General features: G+C 65.6%; 20 protein-coding genes and 1 pseudogene. 10 read left to right on the top strand and 11 right to left on the bottom strand.

From position 1 onward, the window contains the following. Positions 1-3 precede the first annotated feature (3 nt). On the bottom strand, positions 4-1,086 hold the full coding sequence (locus HCU76_RS05980; protein WP_218508748.1) for an AraC family transcriptional regulator: 1,083 nt from the start codon (positions 1,084-1,086) through the stop codon (positions 4-6). 354 nt (positions 1,087-1,440) lie between these two features. Between HCU76_RS05980 and HCU76_RS05975 the strand changes: the two genes are divergently transcribed. Beyond that, positions 1,441-2,325, top strand: a complete 885-nt coding sequence (locus HCU76_RS05975; RefSeq protein ID WP_218508747.1) for an amino acid ABC transporter substrate-binding protein — start codon at positions 1,441-1,443, stop codon at positions 2,323-2,325. A 52-nt stretch (positions 2,326-2,377) separates the two neighbouring features. Next, positions 2,378-3,688, top strand: a complete 1,311-nt coding sequence (locus HCU76_RS05970; RefSeq protein ID WP_218508746.1) for a sorbosone dehydrogenase family protein — start codon at positions 2,378-2,380, stop codon at positions 3,686-3,688. Positions 3,689-4,009: 321 nt separating this feature from the next. Here HCU76_RS05970 and HCU76_RS05965 read toward each other — a convergent pair whose 3' ends face one another. Beyond that, positions 4,010-4,807 carry an aldolase gene (locus tag HCU76_RS05965; protein ID WP_218508745.1) on the bottom strand — a complete coding sequence of 266 codons (798 nt, stop codon included), beginning with the start codon at positions 4,805-4,807 and terminating at the stop codon, positions 4,010-4,012. Positions 4,808-4,828: 21 nt separating this feature from the next. Next, positions 4,829-5,536 carry an HAD-IA family hydrolase gene (locus HCU76_RS05960; RefSeq protein ID WP_218508744.1) on the bottom strand — a complete coding sequence of 236 codons (708 nt, stop codon included), beginning with the start codon at positions 5,534-5,536 and terminating at the stop codon, positions 4,829-4,831. 108 nt (positions 5,537-5,644) lie between these two features. Here HCU76_RS05960 and HCU76_RS05955 point away from each other — a divergent pair, with 108 nt between their 5' ends. Then, positions 5,645-6,583 (top strand): LysR family transcriptional regulator, encoded by a 939-nt coding sequence (locus HCU76_RS05955; protein WP_218508743.1) that lies wholly within the window; start codon positions 5,645-5,647, stop codon positions 6,581-6,583. A gap of 240 nt (positions 6,584-6,823) precedes the next feature. On the opposite strand, the gene HCU76_RS05950 is transcribed toward HCU76_RS05955, so the two are convergent. Further along, the gene (locus tag HCU76_RS05950; RefSeq protein WP_218508742.1) at positions 6,824-7,291 is read right to left on the bottom strand and encodes a nuclear transport factor 2 family protein; all 468 of its coding nucleotides are present in this window, start codon (positions 7,289-7,291) and stop codon (positions 6,824-6,826) included. A gap of 130 nt (positions 7,292-7,421) precedes the next feature. Here HCU76_RS05950 and HCU76_RS37165 point away from each other — a divergent pair. Further along, positions 7,422-7,667 (top strand): annotated as a pseudogene (locus HCU76_RS37165) (transcriptional regulator); the annotation flags it as partial. 93 nt (positions 7,668-7,760) lie between these two features. Then, positions 7,761-9,308 (top strand): tetratricopeptide repeat protein, encoded by a 1,548-nt coding sequence (locus tag HCU76_RS05945; RefSeq protein WP_256354016.1) that lies wholly within the window; start codon positions 7,761-7,763, stop codon positions 9,306-9,308. 147 nt (positions 9,309-9,455) lie between these two features. Here the strand turns inward: HCU76_RS05945 and HCU76_RS05940 are convergent, their stop codons facing one another. From HCU76_RS05940 to HCU76_RS05910, 7 genes are all read right to left on the bottom strand, one after another. Next, positions 9,456-11,240 carry a hypothetical protein gene (locus tag HCU76_RS05940; RefSeq protein ID WP_256354015.1) on the bottom strand — a complete coding sequence of 595 codons (1,785 nt, stop codon included), beginning with the start codon at positions 11,238-11,240 and terminating at the stop codon, positions 9,456-9,458. 69 nt (positions 11,241-11,309) lie between these two features. After that, entirely contained in the window at positions 11,310-11,912 is a 603-nt protein-coding gene (locus HCU76_RS05935; RefSeq protein WP_218508740.1) for a GNAT family N-acetyltransferase, read from the bottom strand. After that, the gene (locus HCU76_RS05930) at positions 11,909-13,057 is read right to left on the bottom strand and encodes an alpha/beta fold hydrolase (protein WP_256354014.1); all 1,149 of its coding nucleotides are present in this window, start codon (positions 13,055-13,057) and stop codon (positions 11,909-11,911) included. The genes HCU76_RS05935 and HCU76_RS05930 overlap by 4 nt, the downstream gene beginning before the upstream one ends. Further along, the gene (locus HCU76_RS05925; RefSeq protein WP_218508739.1) at positions 13,054-13,554 is read right to left on the bottom strand and encodes a hypothetical protein; all 501 of its coding nucleotides are present in this window, start codon (positions 13,552-13,554) and stop codon (positions 13,054-13,056) included. Before HCU76_RS05925 ends, HCU76_RS05930 begins: the two co-directional genes overlap by 4 nt. Before the next feature lie 23 nt (positions 13,555-13,577). Further along, positions 13,578-14,951 (bottom strand): alpha/beta hydrolase, encoded by a 1,374-nt coding sequence (locus HCU76_RS05920; RefSeq protein ID WP_218508738.1) that lies wholly within the window; start codon positions 14,949-14,951, stop codon positions 13,578-13,580. A gap of 244 nt (positions 14,952-15,195) precedes the next feature. Beyond that, the gene (locus HCU76_RS05915) at positions 15,196-16,464 is read right to left on the bottom strand and encodes a porin (protein ID WP_218508737.1); all 1,269 of its coding nucleotides are present in this window, start codon (positions 16,462-16,464) and stop codon (positions 15,196-15,198) included. Between the two features lie 167 nt (positions 16,465-16,631). Continuing rightward, positions 16,632-17,768, bottom strand: a complete 1,137-nt coding sequence (locus tag HCU76_RS05910; RefSeq protein WP_218508736.1) for an acyl-CoA dehydrogenase family protein — start codon at positions 17,766-17,768, stop codon at positions 16,632-16,634. A 232-nt stretch (positions 17,769-18,000) separates the two neighbouring features. On the opposite strand from HCU76_RS05910, the gene HCU76_RS05905 reads away from it, so the two are divergent. The 5 genes from HCU76_RS05905 (at position 18,001) to HCU76_RS05885 (ending at position 26,850) form a co-directional block, all read left to right on the top strand. Beyond that, positions 18,001-19,119, top strand: a complete 1,119-nt coding sequence (locus HCU76_RS05905; protein WP_218508793.1) for an acyl-CoA dehydrogenase family protein — start codon at positions 18,001-18,003, stop codon at positions 19,117-19,119. Continuing rightward, on the top strand, positions 19,116-20,159 hold the full coding sequence (locus tag HCU76_RS05900) for a CaiB/BaiF CoA-transferase family protein (RefSeq protein WP_218508735.1): 1,044 nt from the start codon (positions 19,116-19,118) through the stop codon (positions 20,157-20,159). The genes HCU76_RS05905 and HCU76_RS05900 overlap by 4 nt, the downstream gene beginning before the upstream one ends. Before the next feature lie 158 nt (positions 20,160-20,317). Further along, positions 20,318-23,062, top strand: coding sequence for a LuxR C-terminal-related transcriptional regulator (locus tag HCU76_RS05895; protein ID WP_218508734.1), 2,745 nt, complete (start codon positions 20,318-20,320; stop codon positions 23,060-23,062). Between the two features lie 649 nt (positions 23,063-23,711). After that, positions 23,712-25,418 (top strand): ATP-binding protein, encoded by a 1,707-nt coding sequence (locus tag HCU76_RS37160; protein ID WP_218508733.1) that lies wholly within the window; start codon positions 23,712-23,714, stop codon positions 25,416-25,418. Continuing rightward, on the top strand, positions 25,411-26,850 hold the full coding sequence (locus HCU76_RS05885; protein ID WP_218508732.1) for a UvrD-helicase domain-containing protein: 1,440 nt from the start codon (positions 25,411-25,413) through the stop codon (positions 26,848-26,850). The genes HCU76_RS37160 and HCU76_RS05885 overlap by 8 nt, the downstream gene beginning before the upstream one ends. The last annotated feature ends 137 nt before the right edge of the window (positions 26,851-26,987 follow it).

Raw genomic sequence — 26,987 nt, 5'->3', positions numbered from 1 at the left:
TGACTAGCTGTGACAGGCCGCGTCGACCTGGCGCTGAAGCTCGCGCGGACTCAGGCCGAACCAACGCTGCACCGCGCGACTGAGCACTGCGCTGTCGGCGTATCCCAGGTCTTCCGCAATCTCGGCGAGATTGAGCTTGCGTTCCCTCTGGGCCGGGTGCCGATCGCTCATCCGGCGCATCAGGCGCTGCTTGCGGCTGGCATCGACCAGATCGCTGAATGTCGTTCCTTCGTCGGCCAGGCGGCGGATCACCGTGCGGCGCGAAGTGCCCAGGTGTTCAGCGACCTTGGGCAGCTTGTAGTTGGCAGCATGGCCCGTACGAAAAAGCTGCTCGATGCGCGACCTCAATGACGCCGACCATCCCTGATGGCGTTCCGCGTCCTCACACGCTCGCCAGGCACGGGTGTAGTCCTCTGCCGAGGCCGTCGGCACGCTGGCATCGGCCAGGACAGCGGGCACGAACAGCGTTGGCCAGCGCGCACCTCCTTCGACATGCAAACCCACTTCGGCCCAGGCGCGGGCAATGTCGGCGCCCATGCCCGACAAACGCAGCGTGGTGCTTCGACGGGCTTCCGGGGAAAGCTCCTCCAGCATCGAGCAGATCATCGCCAGCAGGAAATCCAGGGTGAACCGCTCCACATCGCCCAGCGCGACGCGCGGACGCACATGGAGTTCCAGGCTGCCCTTCCGCTCGCGCAATTGGACGTTCAGCACCGCCAACCGGAGTGGCGCAAAGCGCACCAGTGCTTCGAGGGCCTGGCGCAAGTTGCTTGCGCTGGCCATCAGGTAGGCAAGCGGTCCATGTGCGAGAAGCGGTACTCGCCTGCCCAGCCGAATGGCCAATCCGGGTCGCGGCGCGCATCGTTCCAGGCTCAGCATCAAGTCTCGCCAGACCGCCAATGACACCGGCTCGTCGCAGTTGGAAAGCCAACGAGCGTTCAGCCCGAGCGGCACCAGGCAGGCGTCGAGGTCCACCCCTTCGGCCTTGGCCGCCGCGACGAGCAGCCGCAGATAAGTGGGGTGTACCAATGGCAGGTCGAGCTCCCAGGTGTCCGGGCCAACTTCAGAGTCGCTGGCGAAGGGCAAGTGGGGCTTTTCGTTCGAGGCAAGCAAGGCAGATGGAAGTCAGCGCCTTTTCAGGCTGAAAGAAAGTTGTTGAAACGGCCGGACTTGCCCAGTAAGAGGTGCCCCGCTGAATCGGTGTGGTGCGCGTACGGAACTGTAGGGATCGCGACGACTTGACGTTTCGCAAGTTGCGACATGCTTTTCGCTTTTCGTGCCCGAATCGGGCTCACCGATTGCCAAACGGGCAGCGCACCGTTGCCAATGCCGGAAGCGGGCCTCACAATCCGCCGGCTTCGCAACGCGGGTTGTTGAGTCCAGCGAATGGGTCTGCCTGGGCTCGTCGGCACGCAACTATTGATTGCCTGAGGACGACGCATGAATTCTCGACTTTTGACGCTGGTGGCGCCCCTCCTGATGTCTGCCTTGCTGGCGGCCTGCGCCAGCGGGCCGGGCGCTACCGGGCCGGGCGCTGGACCTCGAGACTCACTGGCCCGCATCGGCCAGTCCCAGACCCTCAAGCTGGGCTATCGGGAGGATGCAAAGCCGTTCTCGTTCAAGGGGGCTGACGGTGCACCGGCAGGCTATTCGGTGGAACTGTGCAAGCGCGTGGCCAGTTCCCTGCAAGCCCAGCTCAAGCTGGCCAGACTGGACGTGCAGTGGGTGCCCGTGACGGCAACGACACGGATGCAGGCCGTGAATGACGGCAGCGTCGACCTTGAATGCGGCAGCACTTCGCGCACGCTGGGTCGCGAGCGGCAAGTCGACTTCAGCAATCCCATCTGGGTCGAGGGAAGCTCCTTCGTGTCGCTGGCCTCCTCGTCGATTGGCCGCGCGGTGGACCTGAATGCGAAGCGGGTGGCTGTCATTCCTGGCACCACCACGGAACAGGTGCTCAAGGGGCTGTCTTCGCGTGACATCGTGCCGGCCCTGGTGCCGGTGAAGACCAGTTCCGACGGAATCGCCGCGGTGCGTGACGGACGGGCTGATGCCTTTGCCACTGACAGCCTGATCCTTGTGGGTGAAGTCACTGGCGGCGCGCCGGGTGCGACCCTCAGGCTCAGCAACGACTACCTGTCGATGGAAAGCTATTCGCTGATGATGCGACGCGACCCGGACATGCGGCTGGCGGTCAACCGCGCATTGGCCGAGACCTACCGCAGTGGCGAGATCGTCAGGGTGTTCCGCCAGAGCTTTCCGGCTGGCACCGCTCCGTCGCCGCTGGTCGAAGCCGTCTATTTGCTGAATGCGCTGCCGGAATAGGAAAGGGCTCCGTGGACATCGTGTTGGGTAATCTGGGACGAGAGGAACCTTGATGAGCATGTCGAGCGCGTTCGCGCAGATGGTTGCGCTGGCCGGTAATGCAGCGCTGCAGTGGCGCCGGATGCAGGCCGGCGATCCGACGCAGGCGGTCGGAGCCGCGCCGACGATCCCCGACGCACGCCCTCAGGGCCGCATCCCGACACTCAAGATGCCGACTGCGCGCGGCTGGTCCGGCGGGCACAAGCCGACACCGGCGCCCGGGCTCGAGGTCAACGCGTTTGCCACCGGACTGAAGCATCCGCGCTGGATCCACGTGCTGCCCAACGGCGATGTGACGGTGGCCGAGGCGCTGTTCCAGCCGGGCCCGATCAAGTCTGTGTTCGACTACGCGATGGTCAGCACCATGCGGCGCGCCGCCGCGATCGGCCCAAGCCCGAACCGCATCACGCTGCTGCGCGATGCCGACCGCGACGGCGTCGCCGAGATCCGCTCGACACTGCTCGAGGGCTTGAGCCAGCCCTTCGGCATGGCGCTGATTGGCGACGTGTTCTATGTCGGCAACACCGACGGCGTGGTGGCGTTCCCGTACACCCCCGGCACGACGCGCATCGACGCGCCGGGCCGCCGCCTGAACGAATTCAAGCCGGGCGGCCACTGGACGCGCAGCCTGCTCGCGAGCCCCGACGGCAGCAAGCTCTACGCCGCCGTCGGCTCGCTCAGCAACATTGCCGAAAGCGGCTTCGAGGTCGAAACCGGGCGCGCCTGCATCTACGAGATCGACCTCGCCAGTGGCCACAGCCGGATTTACGCCGGCGGCCTGCGCAACCCGGTCGGCCTCGCCTGGGAACCGACCACCGGTCAATTGTGGACCGTGGTCAACGAACGAGACGGCCTCGGTGACGAGACGCCACCCGACTACCTGACCTCGGTGCGCGACGGCGGCTTTTACGGCTGGCCGTACTGCTATTGGGGCCGCACGGTCGACGACCGCGTGCCGCAGGACCAGGCCGCGGTCGCGCGTGCGCTGACACCCGACTACGCGCTCGGCGGGCACACTGCGTCGCTCGGCCTGTGCTGGCTGCCCGCTGGCACGCTGCCCGGCTGGCCCGCGGGCATGGCGATCGGTCAGCACGGCTCGTGGAACCGCAGCAAGCTCAGCGGCTACCGGGTCGTGTTCGTACCGTTCGAGGGCGGCCTCCCGGCAGGCCTGCCGCGCGACATCCTGAGCGGCTTCCTGTCGCCCGACGAAAGCGAGTCGTACGGGCGCCCGGTCGGCGTCGCCATCGGGCCCGACGGCGCGTTGCTGGTGGCAGACGACGTGGGCGACGTCATCTGGCGCGTCACCGCCCGCGGCGCGGGCTAGTACAAACGGCTTGCCAATCGCGCCAGCCAGCCTCTCAAGATCTGCACATGGTTGAGATCTCCGCAGCAGCGAAAGCGGTCGATCGCTGGAGCGCATCAGAGCGACCGCTTCGTGCTCCCTCCTGGACGACGTGCCCCGGCGATCACGCCTTGGAAGATGGCCGGGACCGCCGTTCCAAAGTGCACCCAGGAAACTGCCATTCGCTGACCACATGGGCAGTCCGTCGACAAGGCGGGCATATCGACCGATCGCTTCATCGAGTTCTGCGACCGACGCACGCCCGATTGACAGCCGCCGGCACCGGTGCAGTCAGTCCATCCCTCATTCGTCGAGCGGGATGCCTTCTGCCCTGAGCATGCGCATCCTGCTGTGCAGGTGAGCCCGGGCACTTGCCGGGTCTCCGGCCCGCATCTGCTCATGGGTGCGCTGCGCCACCTCCGGCGCAATCGGCTTGATGGGCCGGCCGGCGCTCATGGCCTTGAGCTGCACTTCGGCGGCGCGCTCGAGGTAGTAGAGGTCGTCCCAGGCTTCGGAGACATTGGGGCCCGTGACCATGACACCATGGCTCTTCAGGAACACGATGTCGGCATCGCCCATCGCCTGGGCGATGCGATCGCCTTCGGAGGCGTCCAGCGCCAGCCCGTTGTAGTGCTCGTCGACAGCGGTCCGGCCGTAGAACTTCAGCGCAGTCTGCCCAGCCCATATCAGCGGCGGTCCTTCGAGCATGCTCAGCGCGGTGGCATTGGGCATGTGGGTGTGCAGCGCGACCTTGATGCGGGGCTTCAGCCGATGCAGGCGAGCGTGGATATGGAAGGCCGTCGCCTCCGGTACCCCTTCGCCGGCCAGGACGTTGCCATCGAAATCGCAGACCAGCAACCGCGATGCCGTGATCTCGCCAAAGGCGTAGCCGAAGGGGTTGATGAACATCAGTCCGTCATGCCCCGGCACCACGGCCGAGAAGTGGTTGCAGATCCCCTCCTCGAACCCGAACCTGGCGGCGAGACGGAAGCACGCGGCGAGTTCGACGCGCGCCGCCATGGCCGCCTCCGAGTCAAGTTTCAGCTTCTGTGGAGCCGGTGAAGCATGTGAGGCGCGGGAGACAGCCAGCGTGTGTGCCATGGTGAATTTCCTCAAGCGTCTTCACAACCAGCCCAGCTCGTTGAAGAGCGGGGCGACCTGATCGAGCTTGCTCAGCGTGGCGTCCGGCGTGTAGTCGGGAAGCAGCTGGCGGCCGGTCCCGCGGTCGATCCAGACGCAACGGAAGCCGACATCCCGCGCGGCGGCGTGGTCCAGGTGCGGGCTGGCGCAGATGTGGACCACGTCATCCTTCGAAACGCCAAGCTGGGCGTGTGCATGGTCGAACAGGCCACGGGCCGGCTTGTAGACCCCGGCTTGCTGGGCCGTGATGACGCGGTCGATCAGTCCGTCGAGTTGCGCCACGTTGGACGCGATGATGTCGTCGTCGGTGTTGGAGACGATGCAGAGATTGAAGCCCGCGGTCTTCAAGCGGCGCAGCGATTCGACGACTTCCGGGAAAGGAGGCATGGCGCCAATGCCGTCCGTGAGGACGCTGATGTCATCGGGAGAGCTCCGCAGCCCCAGTTCGTCGAGCGCCAGGCGCAGACTCTCGCCCGCGACCGTGCGGAACGAGCGATGCGGGGGCGTCTGCTCCAGTGCGTGCTCGTGCGAGTCGTAGACCGAAATGAGTCGAGCGGGATCGATGTCGACCGAGCCCTTGCTGCGCAGGATGCGCTCGACGGCGGCCAGCAGGCCTTCGTCCCATTGAATCAGCGTGCCGTAGCAGTCGAAGGTCAGCCATTGCGGGCGGGGGGTATTGAAGAGCGGCATTCAGTGCACCGTGTCGAATGAGAGGCCTCGATGGTGCTCAGGTGCTCGATTATTTGGAAATTAAATCTTTGCATGATTGTCAGTGGATAATCGACTGACGGAGGCCATATGCTGGATCTTGAACTTCTGAAAACGCTGGTGTGCGTTGTCGACGAGCGCAGCTTCTCGCGTGCTGCCGACCGCGTCCACAGGACCCAATCGACGGTGAGCCAGCAGATCCTCAAGCTGGAAGACAGGATGGGGCAGGCGCTGCTGCTGCGTGACCGCACCGGCAAGCGCGTCGTGCCGACAGAAGGCGGCGAGCGGCTTGCGCACTATGCCCGCAAGCTGCTGGCGATGGCGCAGGAAGCCGAAGACGCCTTGGCGCGACCCGCGTCCTTGCCACCCGTGCGTATCGGCGTTCCCGAGGACTTCGATGCGGTTCGGATGTCGACGATCCTGTCCGGCTACATGGCATCGCACGCCGACGTGCGACTGGAAACGGTGAGCGGCATGAGCATCGACCTGCGACGCCGACTGGACGCAGGCGAGATCGACATTGCGCTCGTCAAACGCGAGCCCGGGGCCGGCGAGTGCATCGCCGCCTGGCCGGAGCGCCTCGTGTGGGTCACCGGCGCGCAGGGCCTGCGCCGGGAAGAGAGCAGCGTGCCCTTGGCACTGTTCCCCGACGGTTGCATCTATCGGCAGCGCGCCATCCGCTCACTGGAGATCGCCGGCCGGCCTTGGCGAGTGGCCTTCGGCAGCCAGAGCCTCACCGGCATCCAGGCGGCCGTGGCTTGCGGTCTCGGCGTGACGGTGCTGCCGACGAGTGCCGTCATGGAAGGTCACGCGCTCCTGGGAACACGGGATGGCTTCCCCGAACTGCCGCCGACAGAACTCGCGCTCGTGACTTCGACGCAGCCCTTGAGCGCCGTTCAGAGAGAGATCGCGCAGTATCTGGCGACCGAGGTTGAAGTGCATGCCAGCTCGACAGCTTCGCGGAAGCAACGCGCAACGCGCGCCCGAAGTGGCCCGTCGCAACGCGCCACCAGCTCCGCAAGAGCCTGAGGCATCGCCCACATCGAGCCCTTGCGAAAACTGGCGCTTTTCCGGACTAGCACTTCGGCGCCGTGGTGAGCCGCCGTTCGATCGGGGGCACTACTGCAATGGCGCAGTTGGTAGAGGGACGGAGCCCGGGCCATGTCTGTACTACCTTGGAACCGGTCGTAGATCCTGGGATGGCCCGAGCGCTTGAAAGACCGCAGCCGGCCGAGGCGCAGCATCCTCCATCCTCTATCGGCGAGCATCTCAAGGCGCCGGCGCAGCGATCGGAAAGATGGACAACACGCGCCACGCGCCCCCCGATTTCACGAGCACCTGGTTCAGGAAGAGCCGGGTGACCTGCGGTGCCTGCCCGGCCGGACCGGTCGTGAACTGGACCGGCACATGGACTTCGGCAACGTCTTCGCCGATCGGCACGACCCGAAAGCCGCCGTATTCCGGGTCCAGCCGCCAAGTGCCCGTATAAAGCTTCGCGAACTGCTGCAACGCCGCGTCTCGCCCCCAAATGACTGTTCCGCGTGTGATCCACAGGAATCCGGGGGAGTCCGCGAGCAACCCCTCCAGCGCCTTGGCATCGTGCGTGTTCTGCACTTGCACGAATCGCTCGAAGCTCGCGCGCACCTCGTCTTCGGCGGCAGCCTGGGCCGCGCCGCCTTGGCAAATAGCCGTAGCAATGAGCAACGCAATCGAATGGGGTCCTGGCCGGATGTTCATGATGAGCTCCTTTGGATCGTCACGCTCCGGCACATGCCGGTGCTACGATGGTTCGCGCTTCGCTCGCACCAGTCCCTGCACAAGGGCTGGATTTCTCCTGCAAAAGCCCTGAGGCACGGGGTCAGGCGACATGAAGGGTCACGAAGAGTCGATCTTTCGATGCGGCAACATCCTGCTGGTGCCCAGCGAACGCCTGCTCATGCAAGGCGGCCAGGCGGTCGAGATCACCGGCAAGGCCTTCGACATCCTCGTCGCGCTGATGCGCCATCCGGGGCACCTCGTCAGCAAGGATCAACTGCTGCAGCAGGTCTGGCCGGGGCTGGTCGTCGAAGAAGTCAACCTCAGCGTGAACGTGTCGGCGATCCGGAAGGTGCTGGGGCGATCGCCCGATGGCGCCGGGTGGATCGAAACGGTTGCGCGCCAGGGCTACCGCTTCGTCGGCCCCGTCGAGTTTGAAGACATCGCGACCTTGAACCTCGCGCAATTGCGCGGTGGTGGAGGCTCAGGCCCACCCGTGACTCCGGCGCCAACGCCGGTGGCAGCGGGGCCAGCGCGTCGAACGGCCGCCTGGCTGCTTGCGGGCGTGCTGGGGGTGCTGGTGGCCGCCTTCATCGCCTGGCAGTTGGCTGCACGGCCCGATCCATACGATTCAGTCGCGGTCCTGCCCTTTGCCGTCGACGTACCCGCGATCGCATACCTCGCCGATGGAATCTCCGACAGCGTTATTGACAGACTGACGCTGATTCGCGGCCTTCGTGTGACGCCACGCGCCTCCACCCTGGGCTTCAAGGGCAGGCCCGTCGACGCAAAGGATGCCGGACGCAAGCTGAATGCTGCCGCCATCCTCAGCGGAACGCTTGTGGAGCGGGGGAAGGATTTGACCCTCCGGCTCGAGTTGTTCGATGTCGCGCGTCAGCGCAGCGTCTGGAAGTCGACCTACGAGATTCCGGCCACCGACCTGCCGCATCTGCCTGCCCGCCTCTCCGCAGACCTGCTTCGAGAACTGCGCGTGAATCCTCCGGAAGCGCAGATCAACGCCCTGGGTCGCCGGCCCACCGCCCATGACGCGGCGTACCGGGCTTATCTACAGGGCCGCTTCCTGTGGAATGAACGCAGCGAAGAGGGCCTTCAACGCGCCATCAAGCACTTCCACCGCGCAATCGAACTCGACGCGGACTTTGCGCTCGCGTACGCCGCACTTGCCGATGCGCACACCACGCTCGGCTACCTGAGCTACGTGGCACCCGTCGGCGCCTTTCCCGTGGCGCGCCCCTATGCCCTGAAGGCACTTGAACTGGATCCTTCTCTGGGGCAGGCGCACGCTTCGCTGGCCTATATCAAGTTCTACTTCGACTGGGACTGGGCGGGCGCTCGCGAGGAATTCGCGCGGGCCATTGCGTTGAACCCCAACGACCCGGTTGCACACCAGTGGTACGCGGTCTACCTGCTGGCGACAGGCGATGCCGACGCGGCCTTTCGGGAGATCGGCACCGGGCAGCGCCTCGATCCGCTGTCACTCGCCATCAACACCGACATCGGATTCCACCACTATTACAACGGCCGCGAGGCGCAGGCGATTGCGCAATTGCAGTCGGTTCTCGGCATGAAGAGCGACTTCCTCCTGGCGCATCTGTGGATGGGCCGTGCCCTTGTCGAGACGGGCCGGTATGACGAGGCGCTCGTGGAGACCGCCAGCGCCGAACGTGTGGCACCTGGGTGGCCCGTCCTGGTCGCCGCCCGCGGCTACACCTGCGGCGTGGCGGGACGCAAGGATGACGCGCGATCCGTGCTGCTGGAGATGGAAGCCCTGTCGACGCACCGCTTCGTCACCGCCTATGGGGTGGCGCTCGTGCATGCGGGACTCGGCCAGAAAGATGAGGCTTTCGCTTGGCTCGACAAGGCCTTCGAGGAACGCTCCAACTGGCTCGTCTGGTTGCGGCTGGACCCGCGCTGGAAATCGCTTCGGGACGATCGCAGATTCACTGCCCTTGTCGAACGGATGAAGTTCCCATCTTGACGTGCGCGGGGTGCATTGCTCGTTCGCGGATTCGATCCGGCCTCGGTCGGCCGGTCTAACGCACCATGGGCAATCGCGTTTCGTCAACGCCGCCGCCCTCAGCCTCAAAGCGGCGCCGAACTGCGGCGCCATACATGTTGCGCCGACTCAGTCCTCAAGCCGCTTCATCTTCGACGTATCCATGCGCATCAGTCCGAACGCCATGCCGAACAGGATGTTGCCGTCCGGGTCGCACTTGATCGGCGCAAACATGCCGTTGAAGCGCGGATCGGTGCCGGTGCGGATCCGCAGCACGGTCTTGCCGGTGTCGAGGTCCATGCCGATGAGATGACGGTCATTCATGCGGTCCGCGAAATAGCCGTCGATGATCGCCATCCGGCTGCCGCCGCTGATCATCGGCACGATCGAAATCGAGCCCAGGTCGGTGCGGGTCCACTGGGTCTTCCATGCATGTGTGCTCGGGTCCCACTTCATCATCGCGGCGCCGCGCGGGCTGGGACGGGTTGCGCCGTTGATCATGGACGCGAAATAGGACTGGTTGCTCAATTGCGGCGCTTGCCTGGTCGGGATGTTGTTGATCACGAAGGCATAGTCGCCATACACCGCCACCGATTGCTCGGATTGCACTGTGTCAATCTCCGGTCCCAGGTCGACTTCGCGCTGATCGGCGATGCGCCTCGACAGCGTGCCGGGCTTCTGCTTCCAGCCGGCAGGAATCTTGTCGCGCCACATCGCCACCAGGCGCATCTTGTTGGCGCCATCGGTGAACACGACCAGCTTGTCGTCCTTCGGTCCAAAACCCATCAGCGTGGGGGTCGAGCCCGTGCCGTCGGCGATCTTGATGCTCGTGAACTTGGCGCCGCGCTCATAGGGCTCCTGCCATGCGCCGCTCTTTTCGTCGGCGTGGATCTTGCCCTTCGCGTCGACCACCAGGCGATACATCGTCGTGTTGGAGGCCACATACACCGCGCCGCCGCCCATCTCCCGGCCGGTGGCGAAGCCGTTCAGGAACAGCTCGTCGCTTCCCTTGACCGCGTACACGTCGACCACGTCCAGGGTCTTGCGGTCGAGGGTAATGATCTTGCCGCCGACGGTATTGGCCAGCAGGTAGCCGTTGTAGGTCATGCCGATGCCGAACATGGCATCGACCGGATAACGCGTGCCGCGCTTGGCCTTCTCGTTGTCGAACAGCTCCTCCGGCAGGACCTTTTCCCTGGGCGGCAGCAGGCGCGATTCCGGATCCTTCGGATCGGACTGGGCGATCGTGAACAGCCGGCGGCCGCTGGCACCGACGAAAGTATCTTCGCGCGTCAGCAGCGAATAGATGGCGCCGGTCCGAACCTGGTCTTCGACCGCGGTGAGCATGCGGTTGGGTTGCGACTTCATGTAGTCGAGCAGCCCCTGTTCATCCTTCGCCTGCAGGAATTTCTGCACCTCGGCGGCCTGCGCCATGCGCTGCTCGGGCGTGGCTTCCTTGTAGTCCGGCAGCGAGAGCGGGATCTTCATCCGGTCGATCTCGACGAACTTGCCGTTGTCGATACGCAGCTTGCGCAGCGAAAAACCAGACCACCACCAGTAGATTTCCTTGCCGCCGACCTTGTCGCTGTAATGCGGCAGGCTGGCCGATTCATTGGGGACCACATCGAAGGAACCCGGCGTGACTTCGAACGCGCCGCGCGGCACGGCGATGTCGGTGCTGTCGGTGGCCGCGTCGTTCCAGTGGCCCTGGTTGTTGTAGGACTGTGCGAGGTAGGGGTTGTATTGCGGCATCGTGGACGAAGCCGCCGACGCGGCGCCGGCCAGCATCAACGCAATGCCTGCGATCGCAAGCCGTGATCCATGCCACCGCGAAGCCCGGCCGCATTGCTGCGTGCCCAAGGTCTTCGCTGTCGGGGTGACACCGTGAATTGAAAGTTCTCTGTTGCTTGTCATAGGTCAGTCTCCGTGTGTGCCGGTCAAGACCGGCGAGTTGTAGTGAATGAAAGAGTCATGCGAGTGGATTCACGCGCTCAATGCCCGGTCCAGGCCCATCACCTGCATGCGCGCCTGCACCTCGTCGATGTCGTGGCCGAGCAGCGCCAGGTCGTGCGAACGGCCTTCGCGATCCTTGACGTGATCGCGCAGGACCGCTTCCGCGCGGAAGCCAAGTTCCTCGAACAGCGCAATGGCGGCGCCCTGGTCCACCGTCATCCGCACGATGAGCTTGTCGAGCCCGAAGCCCAGCGCCAGTGCAAAGCTTTCCTGCACCAGCACGCGGCCCAGGCCACGGCCGCGCCATGACGTATCCACCAGCACGCGCAGTTCGCCCACGTGCGAGGACCACGACAGCGGATCGATGACGATCGCCGTGCATCCGACCAGTTGGTCGCCCTCGAAGGCCACCAGGCTGCGCATGCGGTCATCCGCCAGGGCGCTCATCCAGGCGGCCAGCACCTTGGGATGGCTGATGTCCTGGCTCACGAACAGCAGGTCGTGCGCGGGCAACGACTGGACGAAGGCGCCGACGGCGGCCGCGTCGTCCGGCGTCATCCAACGCACGGTGATGCCGGACTTGCCCAGCTTGAATTGGCGCGGGTAGTCGCGCGAAAGCGGTTTTTTCTTCATACGGACCTCGGGGCTAACCATTGATCGAGTGCGGGCCACATGCGCTTGACGGCATTGGGGCCTGCCACCAGGCTGGCATGGCCGCCTGGCAGGATGAGTTCGGACTTGTCGCGCGAGCCCGCGCGTTCGACCAGGGGGCGCCCGCACGCCTGCGGGACCATGTGGTCGTACTGGGCCATGATGTGCAGCAGCGGCACCTCGATGTTCTCCAGCCGCACCGGCCGGCCGCCGATGCGCAGCGTGTCGTTGACAAGGCCGTTCTTGCGGATCAGCTCTTTCAGGATCTGCCGCGAGTAGGTGCCGGCCATCGGCAGCGTCTCGGCTTCGCAGCGTTGCATCATGCGGTACGCCTTGACGTACTTGTCGTTCCACATGTTGTCCCACAGCCGTACCTGCGCGACGGCCCGGCTGGCGGGGCGCTGCAGGTTGATGGCGGAGATGATGGACTCGGGCGGCACCAGGTCCACAGCCTCGATCAGGCGGTCGACGTCCCGGTCCTGCGAGCCGGCGATGGACGCGGCCAGCGTCGTCTGGGTCCAGTCGATCGGCGTTGTGAACGTGACCAGGTTCTTCAGGGGCCCACCCGGGTGCAGTGCGGCGTAGATGGTGGCCAGCACGCCGCCCATGCAGTAGCCGATCAGCGAGACATCGGGCTCGCCGCAGTGCTGCTGCACGCGGCGGATGCTGTCGGGTATGAAGTCGAGCACGTAGTCCTCGATGCGCAACCCGCTTTCTGCACGCGTGGGGGCGTTCCAGTCCATCACGTAGACGTCGTAGCCATGCCGCATGAGGTACTCGACCATGCTCTGGCCCGGGGTCAGGTCGAAGAAGTTGGCCTTGTTCGTGGTGGCCATCACCAGCAGCAGCGGCACGCGGTAGAGCTCGTCGTTGAGGGGCTCGTAGTGGTACAGGCCCAGCGTGCCGCGCCGGTGCAGCAGGCGGCGCGGCGTCACGCCCACCTGCGGCGCCGGCGAGCCGAAGTACTCCAGGCCCTTGAACCCGCGCTGGATCATTCGCTCGACTTCCTCGCGCAGCCGCGCGGCCGGCGTCGGTTCGGCGGCGGCCGGCGGCATCGGCGCGGCCTTCTTCGACGCTGCCCGCGGTGTCGGGGGCGGCGCCTTTGCTGTAGCCGATCTCGAGATCATCGGCGGGCTCCTTTCGCGTCCGACACCCGCTTGGCGGCAGGGGCACGCCTGGTGGCGGGCGCAGGCCTGGCGGCAGGCGCAGGCTTGGCGGTGGACACATGTCTGGCAGCGGGCGCAGGCTCTGCCGGCGCGGCGGCGGCCGGCAGCGGCAGCGGCAGCGGTGGCGGCGGCCGACGCGTGCGCCTGGGTGCGAACTGCATGGCCTGCTGCGCAGGCGTTGGAAGCAACTGGTCGAGCTTGTCCTCGACGCGCTGCACGGCGGCCGCCAGCGCGGCCAGTTCGCTGCGGCTGGGCAGGTCCAGGCGCTTGAGCACGCTGGCCTGAGCCTGCCCGGTCAGGTGCTTCAGGCCCAGCGGCCACTGCGCCAGGCTGCCGAGCGTGCGCACGAAGTCGGCGTCCGCCATCTTGCGGCTGGCGTAGGCGTTGACGCCGGTCTCGAACTGGTCGAGCGCCTGCCGACCCAGGGCCAGTGGGTCGGGTATCTTGGGTCGTGTCATGTTTGTCGTCTCCATCGTTGTTCTCAGGCAATCGGCCGCGACGGGTGGGTCTGGCGCACATGCCGCCGGTCCAGCCGCGACATCGCCAGCCGGCGCAGCCCCAGGGCCGGCCCGAGGGTCCACCCTGCCAGGCGGCCCACGGACCGCGCGGCGCGCGGTGCTGCCAGGTTCAGCAAGGTGTGGCCCCACCGCTCGGAGGAGATCCACAGCAGCAGTGCGGTGCTGGCGCACTCGGCCACCAGGTGGTGCACGAGCGGGGGCGGCGGGCCTGGCGGGTCGGTGATCTCCAGCGTTCGGTCGGTCAGCGCCGTGCTGCCGAAAGTCGTGGCCAGCGCAGTGGCGACGCGTTCGAGCGCATCGCGGCCAGCGCCGATCACGGTGTCGAAGTTCAGGAAGCCGTGGATCTGGCCGGCGTAGTGCAGCAACTCCACCGGTATGCCGGCCGTGCGCAGGCGTGCCACATAGTCCAGCCCGTCGTCGCGCAGCGGGTCGAAGCCGGCGGTGATGACCAGGGCCGGCGGCAGGCCGCGCAGGTCCGGATTGCGGCGGGGCGACAGCTTGGGATCGCTCAAGCCCTCGCTCGCGCTCTCGCCGAGCAGGCTCTTGATCCAGCCGGTCACTTTCTCGTCGAGCAGGTAGCCGCCCTTGGCGTTCTCGGCGTGCGACGGAAACTCGTGCAGCAGATCGGTGACCGGGTAGGCCAGCACCTGCAGCGACACATGCGGGCCGTCATGGCTCTGGCATGCCTGCGCGACGGCGGCGCTGATGTTGCCGCCGGCGGAATCGCCGCCGATGGCCAGCCGCGCGGTGTCGACGCCGATCGATGCGCCGTGCTCGGCGACCCAGCGCAGCGCGGCCATGAAGTCCTCGCGGCTGGCGACCAGGTCATGCTCGGGCGCCAGCCGGTAGCGCACGGCGATCGCGATGCAATCTGCTTCCAGCGCGACCTGCCGGCAGATGGATTCCGCGGTGTCCAGTCCGCCGGTGACGAAGCCGCCGCCATGGCACCACAGGAAGGCTGGCCGTGGCTTCGATTCGCGCTTGGGCGTGAAGATGCGCAGTGCGATCTGTCCGCCGGGGCCGGCGATCGTGCGCTCGGCCACTTCGGCCATGTCGGGCCGGTCGCCGTAGGCCAGGGCCGACAGGCGGATGATCTCGCGCTGGGCTTTCAGGGGAACGAGCTTTTGCGGAATGAGAGGCTGGACCAGGTTGAGCATGCGCAGGAAGGCGCGCGTCGCCCGGTCGGGACGGGGACTGCGCAAGGCCTTCGGCATGCCGATGTCGGGGCCGAGCCTGGGCGGCACCGGATGTGCCGTCAGGGGGGTCGCTCGTGCAGCGTCGGTCCTGCTGGACGCGGCGTGCTTGCGCGGCTGCTTTGGCCGTCGCTCGATGGTCATGGCGTTTCCGTCTTCTTCTTTGATGGTTGTCGTGCTCGCCCGCAGCGATGGATTCGTGTGTTCGCAGGTGGGGGGCTCGGGGAGGGGGATCACTCGCATTCGAGGATCTCAAAGGCAGGTGCGGCATGCACCACTCCGTGAGAGTGGCGCCCCGCACATCACGCTTTCACGTCGATGTGGCCTTGCCATCTCGACTTGATCCCCTGCGCGGGGGACGGGCCGGGCAAGGCCCGGCCCTGGGGGCTCAGAAAGCGTGCCGGATCCCGAAGTCGTAACCGTAGCCGCGCCCCGCCCGATAGCCGGGCGCCGAGGAGTTGGCCGTGTTCGTGTAGCCCGGACCGACGTCGGCCGAGGTCACGCTGACCGGCGAGATGGCCGCGCCGTTCTCGTTGTCCGTCACCGCAAAGGTGGCGTACAGCGCCGTGCGCTTCGACAGGTTGTGCACGTAGCCGATGGCGTACTTCTGCGCCTTCGGAGGCGGCGTGGTCACCGGCACCGCGCCGGCGCGCGTGAATGCGGAAAACTCCCCCTTCACCTGTGAATACGAAGCCTTGATCAGGCCCACACCGACCGGGATCGTCAGGCCGACCAGGTAGTTGTTGGTGCTGAGGTCTTGCGGCGGGCTCAGCGCGGGTGTGAGCGGGAAGGCGGCAATGTTCACGAAGTCGCTCTTGACGTCGACCTTCGAGTACTCGCCGAAAAACTTCACCACGTCGAAGTCGTACGAGGCACCGATGTTGAAGGTGGTCACGTTCGTCGTCGAGCCGAAGTGGAAGTTGTCGGCGACCGTGCTGCCGCCGTAGGCCACAGCCACGTCGAGCGGGCCATTGGCGTAGCCGGCGCGACCGCCTGCGTAGCGGCCTGTGCGCGCGTTGTTCGCGGTGGTCGGATCGTTCAGCGCGTCCGAGTTGACGACCTCGTTGAACGCATACATCACCTGGCCGTAGAAGCCGCCCAGGCTGGGTGGCAGGAAGTAGCCCACGGAATTGGACTTGCGGGCGTAGAACCCGCGGTTCAGCTGCAGCGTCGGGAAGGCGCTGCCCATCGTCTGCACGATCAGGCTGCTGCCGGAGCCGGCGTTGCCGAAGGGATCGAAGACCCCGTCGTTCCAGAAGGTGGGGCTGTAGTCGCGGCCGAGCCGCACTTCGCCGAAAGGTCCGAGCAGGCTCACTGTCGAGCGCCGGTCGAAGTAGAGGGCGCCACGGCCAACCGTTGCGACGTCGCCCCACATCGAGGACTCCAGCCAGAAGCCCGCGGCCAAGCCGCCGCCGAGGTCTTCCTGGCCCCTGAAGCCCAGCCGTCCGCCTGCATTGCCGCCGTTGGACAAGACCGTCTGGCTCTGCTTGAGGTCCGGCTTGGGCGTGGCGGGAATGACGCCGTTGTTCTGGTAGTTGCTGGTCGTCTGGTAGTAGCTGACGCCGATGTCGACGACGCCGAACAAGCTCACGCTCGATTGCGCCGACGCCGTGCCGACGGCCGCCAATGCGGCGATCGCGACAAGGATCCTGTTCATGGGCGGGTGGTTTCCTGCGAGCTTGCGGCGCGACTGTTGCGCCTGTTGTCTCTGGTTTTTCATCATCTGTCTCTCGATCTCGATTTCGTGTTGGGTTTCTTGATGTGCAGGGCTGGCGTCGTTGCCGGCCGTCATGGGGGTGCGCGGGTCGCTAGGCGTCTCCTTTGCTAGCTCAAGGCGGAAATGCCGGTGAGCGCCCGTGCGGCGACCAGCTTCTGGATCTCGACGGCGCGATCGGCGCCTGCGCGCTTGAAGGATTCGCGGTGGTCGTGGGGTGCGTCCCATTCGGGGGCATCGACGCCGCGAAGCTGCCGCGCCTGTCGATGCAGGCTGGCAGCGGCCTCCGACGCGTACCACCGGGCCATGCCGGCCTCGGTCTCGCAGTCCATGCCGGCGTCCACCATCGCGAGGCAGCGGTGGCACATGAGGCGGGCCGACTCGACGCGCGTCGCCATCTCCGCAATGCGTGCCGCGACAAGACGATGCGCCGCCATCGGACGCCCGAACTCCTCGCGCGCCCGGGCGTGGGCAATCGATTCCTCCAGCGCCAGCTGCATCAGGCCGACGCTGCCCAATCCGGCATGGATCCATTGCTGCGTGCGAGCGGCGGCGAGCAAGCGTTGCGCCTCGTCGCCTTGCGCCAGCACATGGTCCGGCGGCACGCGTGCGCTGGCCGTGAAGATCTCCGCCGTGCCTGTGTCGGCCGGGCCGGCGGCGTGGTCGAGGCGCACCTCATAGCGATGCGCGTCGCGCTCGACCAGCACCAGCGCCGACTGGCCGGCCGAAGTGCGCACCGGGCAAATCACGAAATCGGAATTGATGCCGTTGGAGACGCGGATCTCGTTCGCCGTCACCAGCCAGTGGCCATCTTCCAGGCGCGCCTGTGCCCGGGACTGCGACGACGCGCCGGGCGCCGCCTCCAGGGCGGCCAGCGCGCCAATCTTCCTGCCCGCGATCACATCCGGCAGGTAGCGGTCGCGGATCGCCGGCGCGGCCGCGAGCAGCAGGCGCGCCACCACGATGCTGTCCTGCACGCCGGGCAGCGCCTCGCCGCCGGCCTGGGCGAATTGTTCGAAGAGCAGGCCCTGCGTGCCACACGACAAGCCGAGGCCCCCCAGCGCCTTCGGGATGGCGGCGCCGGGCAGCCCGAATTCGGCCACCATCTGCTGCACCTCGTGCGCCGCGGCCCACGACATCACCCGATGCCGGTGCTTGCCGGCGACCGGATGGATCTCGCGCTGCGCGAAGGCCCTGAAGACCTCGACGGCGAGCCGCTGTTCTTCGCTGGGCGTGGTGAATTGCATGCATGGTCCTCTTGTCGACTTGCACGCATTGGAAGATTTGGGCGCCGCGATGTCGCCCCCCCACGGTGGGGAGCGTGTCGCACACCCGCCGCGGGGGGGTCACGCGCGCCACGTCCCCCGCTAAGGTCCTGCACCTGCGTTGCTGCCGCACCGCTGGTGCATACGGCCCCAATCACCCCAAGACAGAGATTTCTAAGTGACCGGACTCCCCCAGTTGCTTCGCCATCCGTGGATGGACGAAGACATCGAGACTTTCCGCGACCAGGTGCGTCGCTTCATCCACAACGAGTTGTCGCCCCACCTGGAGGGCTGGCGCCGCCAGGGCTACATCCCGCGCGAAGCCTGGCGCCCGTTCGGCGAGATGGGCTTCCTGCTGCCGGAGGTGGAGGAAAGCTACGGCGGCGCGGGCGTCTCGATGGCCTACCAGCTGGTGGTGCAGGACGAACTGGCCAAGGCCGAGTTCCCCGGCAACATCGCGGTGCACAACCTGGCCGCGCACTACATCGTCGACTACGGCACCGAGGCGCAGAAGCGCCGCTGGCTGCCCCGGCTGGCGAGCGGTGAACTGCTGGCCGGCATCGCGCTCACCGAGCCGGGCGCCGGCTCGGATCTGAAGGCGCTGCGAACCCGCGCGCGGCGCGACGGCGATCACTACGTGGTGGACGGTGGCAAGACCTTCATCACCAATGGCTTCTCGGCCAACCTGCTGGTGATGGCCGTGCGCACCGGCGACGCCGGCAGCCGCGGCGTCTCGCTGATCGTGGTGGAGACCCAGGACCTGCCCGGCTTTCGCGTCGGGCGGCGCCTGGAGAAGCTGGGCCAGCATGCCTCCGACACGGCAGAGCTCTTCTTCGACGGCATGCGCGTGCCGGCCGATCACCTGCTGGGGAAGGAGGGCGAGGGCTTTGCCCAGCTCATGAGCCAGCTGCCTTACGAGCGCATGCTGCTGTGCGTGCCGGCGGCCGCAGTGATCGAGCTCGCGGTCGAACTCACGGTCGAGTACACGCGGCAACGCAAGGCCTTCGGCCAGACGGTGTTCGACTTCCAGAACACGCGCTTCAAGCTGGCCGAATGCGCGACCATCGCGCACGTGGTGCGCAGCTTCGTCAACGACTGCGTGCAGCGCCTGGTCGATGGCAAGCTCGAGCCGGAGGCCGCCTACATGGCCAAGCTCTATTGCACCGAGCAGCAGGGCAAGGTGGTCGACGAGTGCCTGCAGCTCTTCGGCGGCTACGGCTACATGGTCGAGTACCCGATCGCGCGGCTGTACGCCGATGCACGCATCCAGCGCATCTATGGCGGCACCAGCGAGATCATGAAGGATCTCATTGCGCGGAGGTTGGGAGCATGAAGCCACCATTGGCGGGCGTGAAGGTCATCGAGTTCGAAGGCATCGGACCGGGGCCGCTGGCCGGCCGCATGCTGGCCGACATGGGCGCCGAGGTGACCGTGGTGGCACCGCCGCAACAAGGTTCGGTGTCCAAGCAGTTGGGCGGCGACCTGGAGAGCCCGCTGCGCCGCGGCAAGACAATCGTGCCGCTGGACCTCAAGAAGCCCGAGGACAACGCCCGGGCCATGGCGCTGGTCGAAGCGGCCGATGTGGTGATCGAAGGCAACCGCCCCGGCGTGATGGAGCGCCTGGGCCTGGGGCCCGCCCAGTGTGCGGTGCGCAATCCGCGCCTGGTGTACGGCCGCATGACCGGCTGGGGCCAGAGCGGCCCGCTGTCGCATGCCGCCGGGCACGACCTCAACTACGTCGCGCTGACCGGGCTGCTGTCGCTGTCGGCGCACCGCGGCGAACGCCCGATCCTGCCGCCGACCGTGGTCGGTGATGCGGGCGGCGCGCTGGGCATGGTCTTCGGCATCGCCTGCGCGCTGGTCGATGCGCGTGCCAGCGGGCAGGGACGCGTGGTGGATGCCGCCATCGTCGACGTGGTCGCCATGCTGGGCACCATCGCGCACTGGGCGCGCGCCAACGGGCAGCTCGACAGCCCCGAGCCCAGCCCCTTCCACGACTCGCCTTTCTACGACGTGTTCGCCTGCGCCGACGGCGGCCTCATCACCATCGGCGCGCTGGAGCCCAAGTTCTATGCGCTGCTGCTGGAGAAGCTGGGCCTGCATGACCTGGACCCGGCGGCGCAATACGACAAGGCGGCCTGGCCGGCGCTGAAGGCGCGGCTGGAAACGCTCATTGCCAGCCAGCCGCGTGCGCACTGGTGCGCGCTGCTGGAAGGCAGCGACGTCTGCTTCGCGCCGGTGCTGAGCATCGACGAAGCGACCCGGCATCCGCACAACGTCGCGCGCGGCATCTACGGCTTGAGCGCCAGTGGCGGCCTGCAGGTGGCCAGTGCGCCGCGCTTCCTGCCGCTGCGCGAGCCGGAACAGGAATAGAAAAGGCCGAAGGGGCGGCTGACCACCGGGTTGGGCAGCTGCTTCTGGCGGCCGCCCGGAGCGCCGCAGGCGCTTTTGGGGCGGGTTTTTTCATTCGGCGAAATTGCAGTCTTCCCGTCGAGCGGCTCCGGGTCAATACTCGCCCCAGGAGACAAGACATGACCCTCGAATGGCCCGGCGCCATCGCCAGCACCAAAGTGACTGCCCCGCGCGCGGCCCGGCGGCTCGTGCCGCGCGAGGCCTTGCTGGCGCGCCTGGTCGAGGCGCGCCACCAGCGCTGCGTCGTCGTCCAGGCACCGGCGGGAAGCGGCAAGACCAGCACGCTGGTCGCGTGGCTGCAGGCGCTGGTGCCTTTCGACGCCGACGTGGCCTGGCTCTCGATCGCCCCCGAAGACAACGAGCTGCCGCGCTTCCTGCGCTGCCTGCTGGCCAGCATCGCGGAGGTGGACGTCGACCTGGTGGGCGAGGCCTCGCTGCTGGTCGACACCGATGTCGATGAGGCCGCCGTCGAGCACTGCGTCATTTCCCTGGTGCAGGCCATCGCCTCCCGGCGGCGAACGCTGATGCTGATGCTCGACGACCTGCACTGGGTCGACGATCCGCGCATCTTCCAGACCATCCAGTGGCTGCTCGACCATGCGCCGCCGCAATTGCACCTGGCGCTCGCCTCGCGCAGCGCGCTGCCGCTGTCGCTGGGGCGGCTGCGCGCGCAGGGCCAGCTCTCCACCTTCGACCTGCGCGACCTGAAGTTCTCCGCCGACGAGTCGGAGCGCTTCCTGCGCGAGCACCTGGGGCAGGTCGACGCCCGCGACGCGCGCGCCCTGCACGAGATGACGGACGGCTGGGTGGCTGGCCTGCAGCTGTATGCGGTCGACCTCAAGGGCAAGCGCGGGGCCGCGGTCGCGCGCTCGCCGGTGCCCTTGTCGAACGCACGCGCCTTCGCCAGCTACTGCGAGCGCGAGGTGCTGGACCAGCTCTCGCCGGAAGACCTGCACCTGCTCACTCGCATGGCCGTGTGCCAGCGCTTCTGCGCCTCCTTGTGCGCGGCGCTGCTGGGCCATCCCCACGCCCTGGCCCGGATGATGACGCGGCTCACGCAACTGGAGAGCGACAACCTCTTCATCGTCCGCATCCAGGGCCGCGACCGCGAGCCCTGGTACCGGCTGCATCCGCTGCTGCGCGAGGTGCTGCTGGCGCGCCTGGCGCGCGAGCCCGCGGAGGAGGTGCGCGCCCTGCACGCATTGGCCTGGCATTGGTTCGAGAAGAACGGCCCGGTCGACGAAGCGGTGCGGCACGCGCTGCGGGTGAACGAGACGAAGGCGGCGGCCGACATGGTCGAGGCCGTGGTGCGCGAGCTGCTCAACGGCGGCGAGCTGGGCCGCCTGTCCGTGCTGTTGCGGCAGATACCGCCCGAGGCGTTGCGTTCGCGCGGCAGCCTGCGGCTGGCGCAGGCCAACCTGCAGGTGTTCGCGCGCGACCTGGGTCCGCTGTCGCAGACCCTCGCGCAGATCGATGCCGACTGCCTGAGTGGCGAACTGGTGCTCGGGGATGTGCACCGCTACGAACTCCTGCTGCTGCGCGCCTGCCTGGCGCTGCACCTGGACCACACTGCGGCGCTGAAGGCCATGCTGCCCGCGATGGCGCAGGTTCCCGAAGGCGCGGACGATCTCGCGCTGGCCGGCAGCAGCACGATCCAGGGTTGGGCCTACATCCACCTGGGCGATTTCGAGCAGGCCCGCAGCGTCCTGGGCGCCGGCGCGGGCGGCAGCGTCCGCCAGGCCCTGATCGCCCGCAGCCTCGGCGCGCTGAGCCATGTGATGGAAGGGCGCGTCGTCGAGGCCGAGCGGGAGTTGCGCGAGGTATACGACGAGGCCGAGCAGGGCGGACCGGCCTTTGCTGGCGTGGCCTGCACGGCCGCGGCGCTGCTCGGCGACGTGCTCTACGAACTCGGCGAAGTCGAGTCCGCGCGCCGCCTACTGGAATCGCGGATCGAGCTGATCGAACGCGTCACCATTCCCGACGCGGTGCTGCGGGCGTACGTGGTGCTGGCCACGGCGCACTGGCAGGAGGGACACCAGCTCGAAGCCTTCGACGCGCTCGACCGCCTGGAGGACTTCGCCGACGTGCGCGGCCTGGACCGCCTGCATGCCCACGCGCTGCGCCTGCGATGCGGCTGGAACCTGCGGCAGGGAAAGTCCGATGCTGCCAAGGCGGCGCTGGCCCGGCTCGAGGCGCTGGCGGCAAAGTACGCGGATGCGCTCCCGCCCATCCAGAGCGAGATCGAATGGTGTGCAGCCAGCGCACGCGTGGCCGTGGCCTTCCAGGTGGGCGACTTCCATGCCGCTGCTGGCGTGCTGGATGCGATGCTTGCGCGCGCCGAAAAGGCCGGGCGCGCCCGTGCGATCGCGCAAAACCGCCTGAAGCGCGCCTATGCGAACTGGCGGCTCGGCAAGACCGAGCGTGCGCGCACGGACCTGGTCGAGGCGCTCGCCGTCGGGCGCCGGCTCGGCCTGGTGCGCCGCCTGCTCGATGCGGTTCCCGAGTTCGTGGAAATGATGACCGAACTGCTGCGCGAGAACGATGTCGACCCGGTGCGCGCGTTCTACGTTCGCCAGTTGCTCGATGCGGCGGCTGCTTCTTCGGCCCGCGCACCCGGCGTCGCTGGCAACCCGTCAGCGGCCGCTGGTGCAGAGCCGCTGAAGGAGCGCGAGGTCGAGGTCCTTGAACTGCTGGCCCAGGCCCTGCCCAACAAGAAGATCGCGCGTGCGCTCGGCCTGTCGACGCAGACCGTCAAGTGGCATCTGAAGAACATCTTCGCCAAGCTTGGCGTGACCAGCCGCGACGCAGCGGTGGCGCGCATGCGCGACATGCAGGACCGCAAGGCAGCGCAGACCGGCGGCTGAGCGCGGGCGCATGGCGCGATCCACGAATCCAGGCGGGCCATCGCCCCGCGGTAGACGACTATTGTCAATGGATGGTCGGCTACTTGCGACCTTGGGCCGCTCGCCGTCCGTCCTGTTCGGCGAATGGAAGTTCCATCAACCTGTCCTGATCGCGTGGTACGCAAACTGGGGGTCGACTCGGTTTTTCAAACAAACCTTGGCCCATTGAAGCGACACGGGCGAGAAGCTGCTCGCAGGTCTGCCGGTTGATCTTTTCGACTACGGACGGGAGATTCTTTTGCTCGTGGCAATACTGAACGTAGTAGTACCGGTTCGTGTCGCCCACGCAGGGATCGAACGACCGCAATCTTTGCCCTCCAAGTGGAGGTCCGGGCCCAACCCGGTCTGTCATCGCCGGCGCCTGGACGGCAGGTGCGCAGCGATTGCTGTCCCTCGGCCTTTGCCTCGCCAACGGCTGTCAACGCACCGGATGCAGCGGTTGCTCCTCTTTGCCTGCATATGCCGGGTGGACGTTATGCTCCCCGGCTACGGTTGTGCGACTTGGCACCCCGATCTTCAATAGCCTGGTAAAGAGCGCTACGTGAACGAGGGCTGAAATTCGTTCGCACATGGCCTCTTTTGGTTGAAGCAATAGTGGGGAGCGGGCTTCGTGAGAATCAGAAAACTATCTATCAGGAATTTTCGCGGGATCAAGGAGCTTGACTGGAGCCTTCCAACAGCGGACATCTTCTGTCTCATTGGGAAGGGTGACTCGTCCAAGTCCACGATCTTGGAGGCCGTCAGGTACGCCTTCTTTCCACAGTGGAACCTGACCCTCAACGACTCGGATTTCTACCAGTGCAAGGTGGAGAATGCCATCGTCGTCGAGGTGTCCATCGGCGATCTCGTTGAAGACTTCCTCTCCCTGAACAAGTACGGGCAGTACCTTCGGGGCTGGGATGCCAAAAATGGGAAGCTCGTTGACGAGCCCGACGATGGTCTTGAAATTGTCCTGACGATCCGCTTGACGATTGCCAAGGACTTGGAACCCAAGTGGCTTGTCGTGTGTGATCGCCACCCAGATGGCGTGCCCTTCAAGCAGGCTGACCGCAACAAGGTAAGTGTGGGCCTGATCGGTGCTTACAGCGAGAGGCAACTGTCGTGGGCAACAGGCACGGCCTTGGCAAAGCTTACCGAAGCGCAGAGCCTGAACGAGTTGCTGGCCAATGCTTCAAGAACGGCCCGCACCTCCCTTGACGCTGATCGGCCCAACACCCTAAAGAACTTCGACGCTGCCGCGGCTAAGTCTCAGGAGGTCGCCAAGCTCTTGGGTGTGCCCGTTGCGCAAGCCTACAAGGCCCACCTTGATCTGAACTCAGTCAACCTGAAGGTCGGCGGACTGGCTCTTCATGACGGCGACATTCCGCTGCGTCAGTTGGGACTTGGATCCCGTCGCATGCTGCTCTGTGGCATTCAGAAAGTGGGTCTTGAAGAGGGCCACATCACCCTTTTTGACGAAATTGAGTTCGGCCTTGAGCCTCACCGCATTTCGCGGCTGCTCAAGCACGTGCGGGATGACAAGCGGGGGCAGTATTTCCTGACGACCCATTCACCTGTCGTGCTCCGTGAACTCACCGTCAATGACCTCTACATCGTCCACAGCAAAGCAGGAACCGTGCGAGTCATTCCTGCTTACTGCGACGGCTTGGTCGCCCACGAGGCACAGGGAAAGATTCGATCAAGTGCCGATGCTTTCTTGTCGAGGAAGGTCGTCGTCTGCGAAGGGGCCACCGAAGTGGGCTTCTTGAGAGGCTACGACGACTACCAGGTCGGAAAGGGCAATGATCCGTTCTCGTATCACGGCCTCGCGCTGTTGAATGCTGGTGGTGCAAGCAAGATCAAAGCCTTGGCTGAAGCTTTCAAGCTGCTGGGCTATGAGGTCTGTGTTGTCGCTGACGGAGACGCTGAAAAGCAGTTCTCGCCTGCTCATGAAGCGGAGTTGGAAGGTAAGGATATTGCTGTCCATGTCTGGACAGAAAAGCTTTCGTTGGAGGAACGGGCGTTTCAGGACTTACCTTGGGCGAGCGTGATTGCCAGTGTGAAGCTTGCCCAAACCGTGCCAAGCCTCACCGTCTACGACAACGTGCGTTCCAAGTATCAGAAGGAACTTGATCAGGACGTGGGCACGTGGGTGGAGAGTGCCGAACTGAGGCTTGCTATCGGTAAGGCTGCGAAAGGCTGTGACTGGTTCAAGGACATCACGCGAGGAGACTTGTGGGTACAAGCCATAGGTCCTGCCTTCGCTGATCCTGATTTTTCAAAGAAGGACATACCCACGAAGCTTGCCAAGCTCTGGACATGGGCTGAGCATGTCTGAGGAACTGGCAGTCAAGCTTGGCGAATGCACAACCAAGGGGTATGTCATTGCTCCTGCGGGGTATGGCAAGACGCACTTGATTGCCATGGCGGTGAAGGCTGGGAATCATCGTCAGTTGATTTTGACCCACACGTTTGCCGGGGTGAACTCCATCAGGACGAAGATGAGCACTCTCGGTGTCCCCTCGTCCAAGTACCAGATAGACACGATTGCCAGTTGGTCGTTGCGCCTCTGCCTTGCCTACCCCAAGGCGTCAGGCTGGAAGATTGAAAACCCGACAAGCAAGCAGTGGGCGAATCTCTACGAGTGCTGTTCAATCCTGCTCGGCAAGGATTTCGTTCGCCGCGTAGTCAAGGCCAGCTACGCCGGCGTCTACGTCGACGAGTACCAAGACTGTTCAGATCTCCAGCATGGGCTTGTATGTGCCTTGGCCGACTTCTTGCCAAGCCGCATTCTGGGTGATCCCATGCAGGCGATTTTTGACTTTGATGACGCCAAGCCGGTGGATTGGGACGCCAGCATCTATCCGCACTTCAACTGTTTGGGCCAATTGGAGACGCCTTGGCGTTGGGTCAATGCTGGGGAGCCCAAGCTCGGCGCATGGCTGAAATCTGCGAGAAAAAGCTTAGAGCAAGGCCAGAAGATTGACCTCATGAACGGCCTGCCAGCGTCGGTCAAACGCGCTTACACCGATCCGCAGTACCTGCCTAACAAGCAATACGCGCTGCTCTGCGGGCACCTTGAAAACACAGCTTCAGTCATCGCCTTGTATGGCGGAGATCAGGTTTCCAAGAACAAGACCCACCGCTTGGCTCGGACGATGGCTGGGCGCTTCTCTTCCATCGAGGAAGTGGAGGGCAAGGCCCTGTTCTCGTTCGTCAAGAAGCTCGATGCGGCCAAGACAACGAAGGCCCGATTTCTGCTGATCTTGGAGTTCGCCAAGAATTGCTTCAACGCCGTCGACAAGACGCTGACCGCAGGTACGAAGCTTGGCAACATTGCCAAGGAAACCAAGGCCACCAAGTATCCCGATCTGCTGGCGGCGGCCAACCTGTACCTCACCACGCCGACTAGCAGGAACCTCAAAGCCTTTGTCTTGCTGCTCAAGGCCAACCCTGAGACTTCAGCCTACCGACGCGACTTGCTCTATCGCTTCCTGGGTGTGTTGAAGTTGCACATTGACGGACAAGGAGCGACCCTTCTTGAGTCGGCCAATCTGTATCAGAGGGAAATGAGGCACACGGGCAGGCCGATCAGGCACCAGAAGTTGATTGGAACCACCTTGTTGGTCAAGGGGCTTGAGTACGACCACGCCGTGATCTTGGACGCCGATTCGCTGGGTGTCAAAGACCTTTATGTCGCCATGACGAGGGGCGCAAAATCGCTGACGATCATTTGCAGCGGCACAACTCTGCCGGTTGTCAAAGTTTAGCCATTGCGCTAGCTTGAAGAGTGGAGCTCAGACACATGTGAACGGTAAGTTCGCTGGCAAAGTTTGGCGTGTCGAATGGCGAGGATGTTGGCGGCTCGGTCATGGAGCTCACCGGAACCGTTCCCTTGCGCCCTCGC

The sequence above is a fragment of the Variovorax sp. dw_308 genome, assembly GCF_019207085.1.
Classification (GTDB): Bacteria; Pseudomonadota; Gammaproteobacteria; order Burkholderiales; family Burkholderiaceae_C; genus Variovorax.
This window is presented reverse-complemented; position numbering and strand designations above follow the sequence as displayed.

What these genes read in the sequence shown, in the direction of transcription:
- HCU76_RS05895 (WP_218508734.1), top strand. Translation starts at nt 20,318, where the DNA reads ATGACCCTCGAATGGCCCGGCGCCATCGCCAGCACCAAAGTGACTGCC.
- HCU76_RS05900 (WP_218508735.1), top strand. Translation starts at nt 19,116, where the DNA reads ATGAAGCCACCATTGGCGGGCGTGAAGGTCATCGAGTTCGAAGGCATC.
- HCU76_RS05950 (WP_218508742.1), bottom strand. Translation starts at nt 7,291, where the DNA reads ATGAACATCCGGCCAGGACCCCATTCGATTGCGTTGCTCATTGCTACG.
- HCU76_RS05930 (WP_256354014.1), bottom strand. Translation starts at nt 13,057, where the DNA reads ATGATCTCGAGATCGGCTACAGCAAAGGCGCCGCCCCCGACACCGCGG.
- HCU76_RS05910 (WP_218508736.1), bottom strand. Translation starts at nt 17,768, where the DNA reads ATGCAATTCACCACGCCCAGCGAAGAACAGCGGCTCGCCGTCGAGGTC.
- HCU76_RS05915 (WP_218508737.1), bottom strand. Translation starts at nt 16,464, where the DNA reads ATGAACAGGATCCTTGTCGCGATCGCCGCATTGGCGGCCGTCGGCACG.
- HCU76_RS05955 (WP_218508743.1), top strand. Translation starts at nt 5,645, where the DNA reads ATGCTGGATCTTGAACTTCTGAAAACGCTGGTGTGCGTTGTCGACGAG.
- HCU76_RS05925 (WP_218508739.1), bottom strand. Translation starts at nt 13,554, where the DNA reads ATGACACGACCCAAGATACCCGACCCACTGGCCCTGGGTCGGCAGGCG.
- HCU76_RS05970 (WP_218508746.1), top strand. Translation starts at nt 2,378, where the DNA reads ATGAGCATGTCGAGCGCGTTCGCGCAGATGGTTGCGCTGGCCGGTAAT.
- HCU76_RS05905 (WP_218508793.1), top strand. Translation starts at nt 18,001, where the DNA reads ATGGACGAAGACATCGAGACTTTCCGCGACCAGGTGCGTCGCTTCATC.
- HCU76_RS05885 (WP_218508732.1), top strand. Translation starts at nt 25,411, where the DNA reads ATGTCTGAGGAACTGGCAGTCAAGCTTGGCGAATGCACAACCAAGGGG.
- HCU76_RS05920 (WP_218508738.1), bottom strand. Translation starts at nt 14,951, where the DNA reads ATGACCATCGAGCGACGGCCAAAGCAGCCGCGCAAGCACGCCGCGTCC.
- HCU76_RS05975 (WP_218508747.1), top strand. Translation starts at nt 1,441, where the DNA reads ATGAATTCTCGACTTTTGACGCTGGTGGCGCCCCTCCTGATGTCTGCC.
- HCU76_RS05935 (WP_218508740.1), bottom strand. Translation starts at nt 11,912, where the DNA reads ATGAAGAAAAAACCGCTTTCGCGCGACTACCCGCGCCAATTCAAGCTG.
- HCU76_RS05940 (WP_256354015.1), bottom strand. Translation starts at nt 11,240, where the DNA reads ATGACAAGCAACAGAGAACTTTCAATTCACGGTGTCACCCCGACAGCG.
- HCU76_RS05965 (WP_218508745.1), bottom strand. Translation starts at nt 4,807, where the DNA reads ATGGCACACACGCTGGCTGTCTCCCGCGCCTCACATGCTTCACCGGCT.
- HCU76_RS05960 (WP_218508744.1), bottom strand. Translation starts at nt 5,536, where the DNA reads ATGCCGCTCTTCAATACCCCCCGCCCGCAATGGCTGACCTTCGACTGC.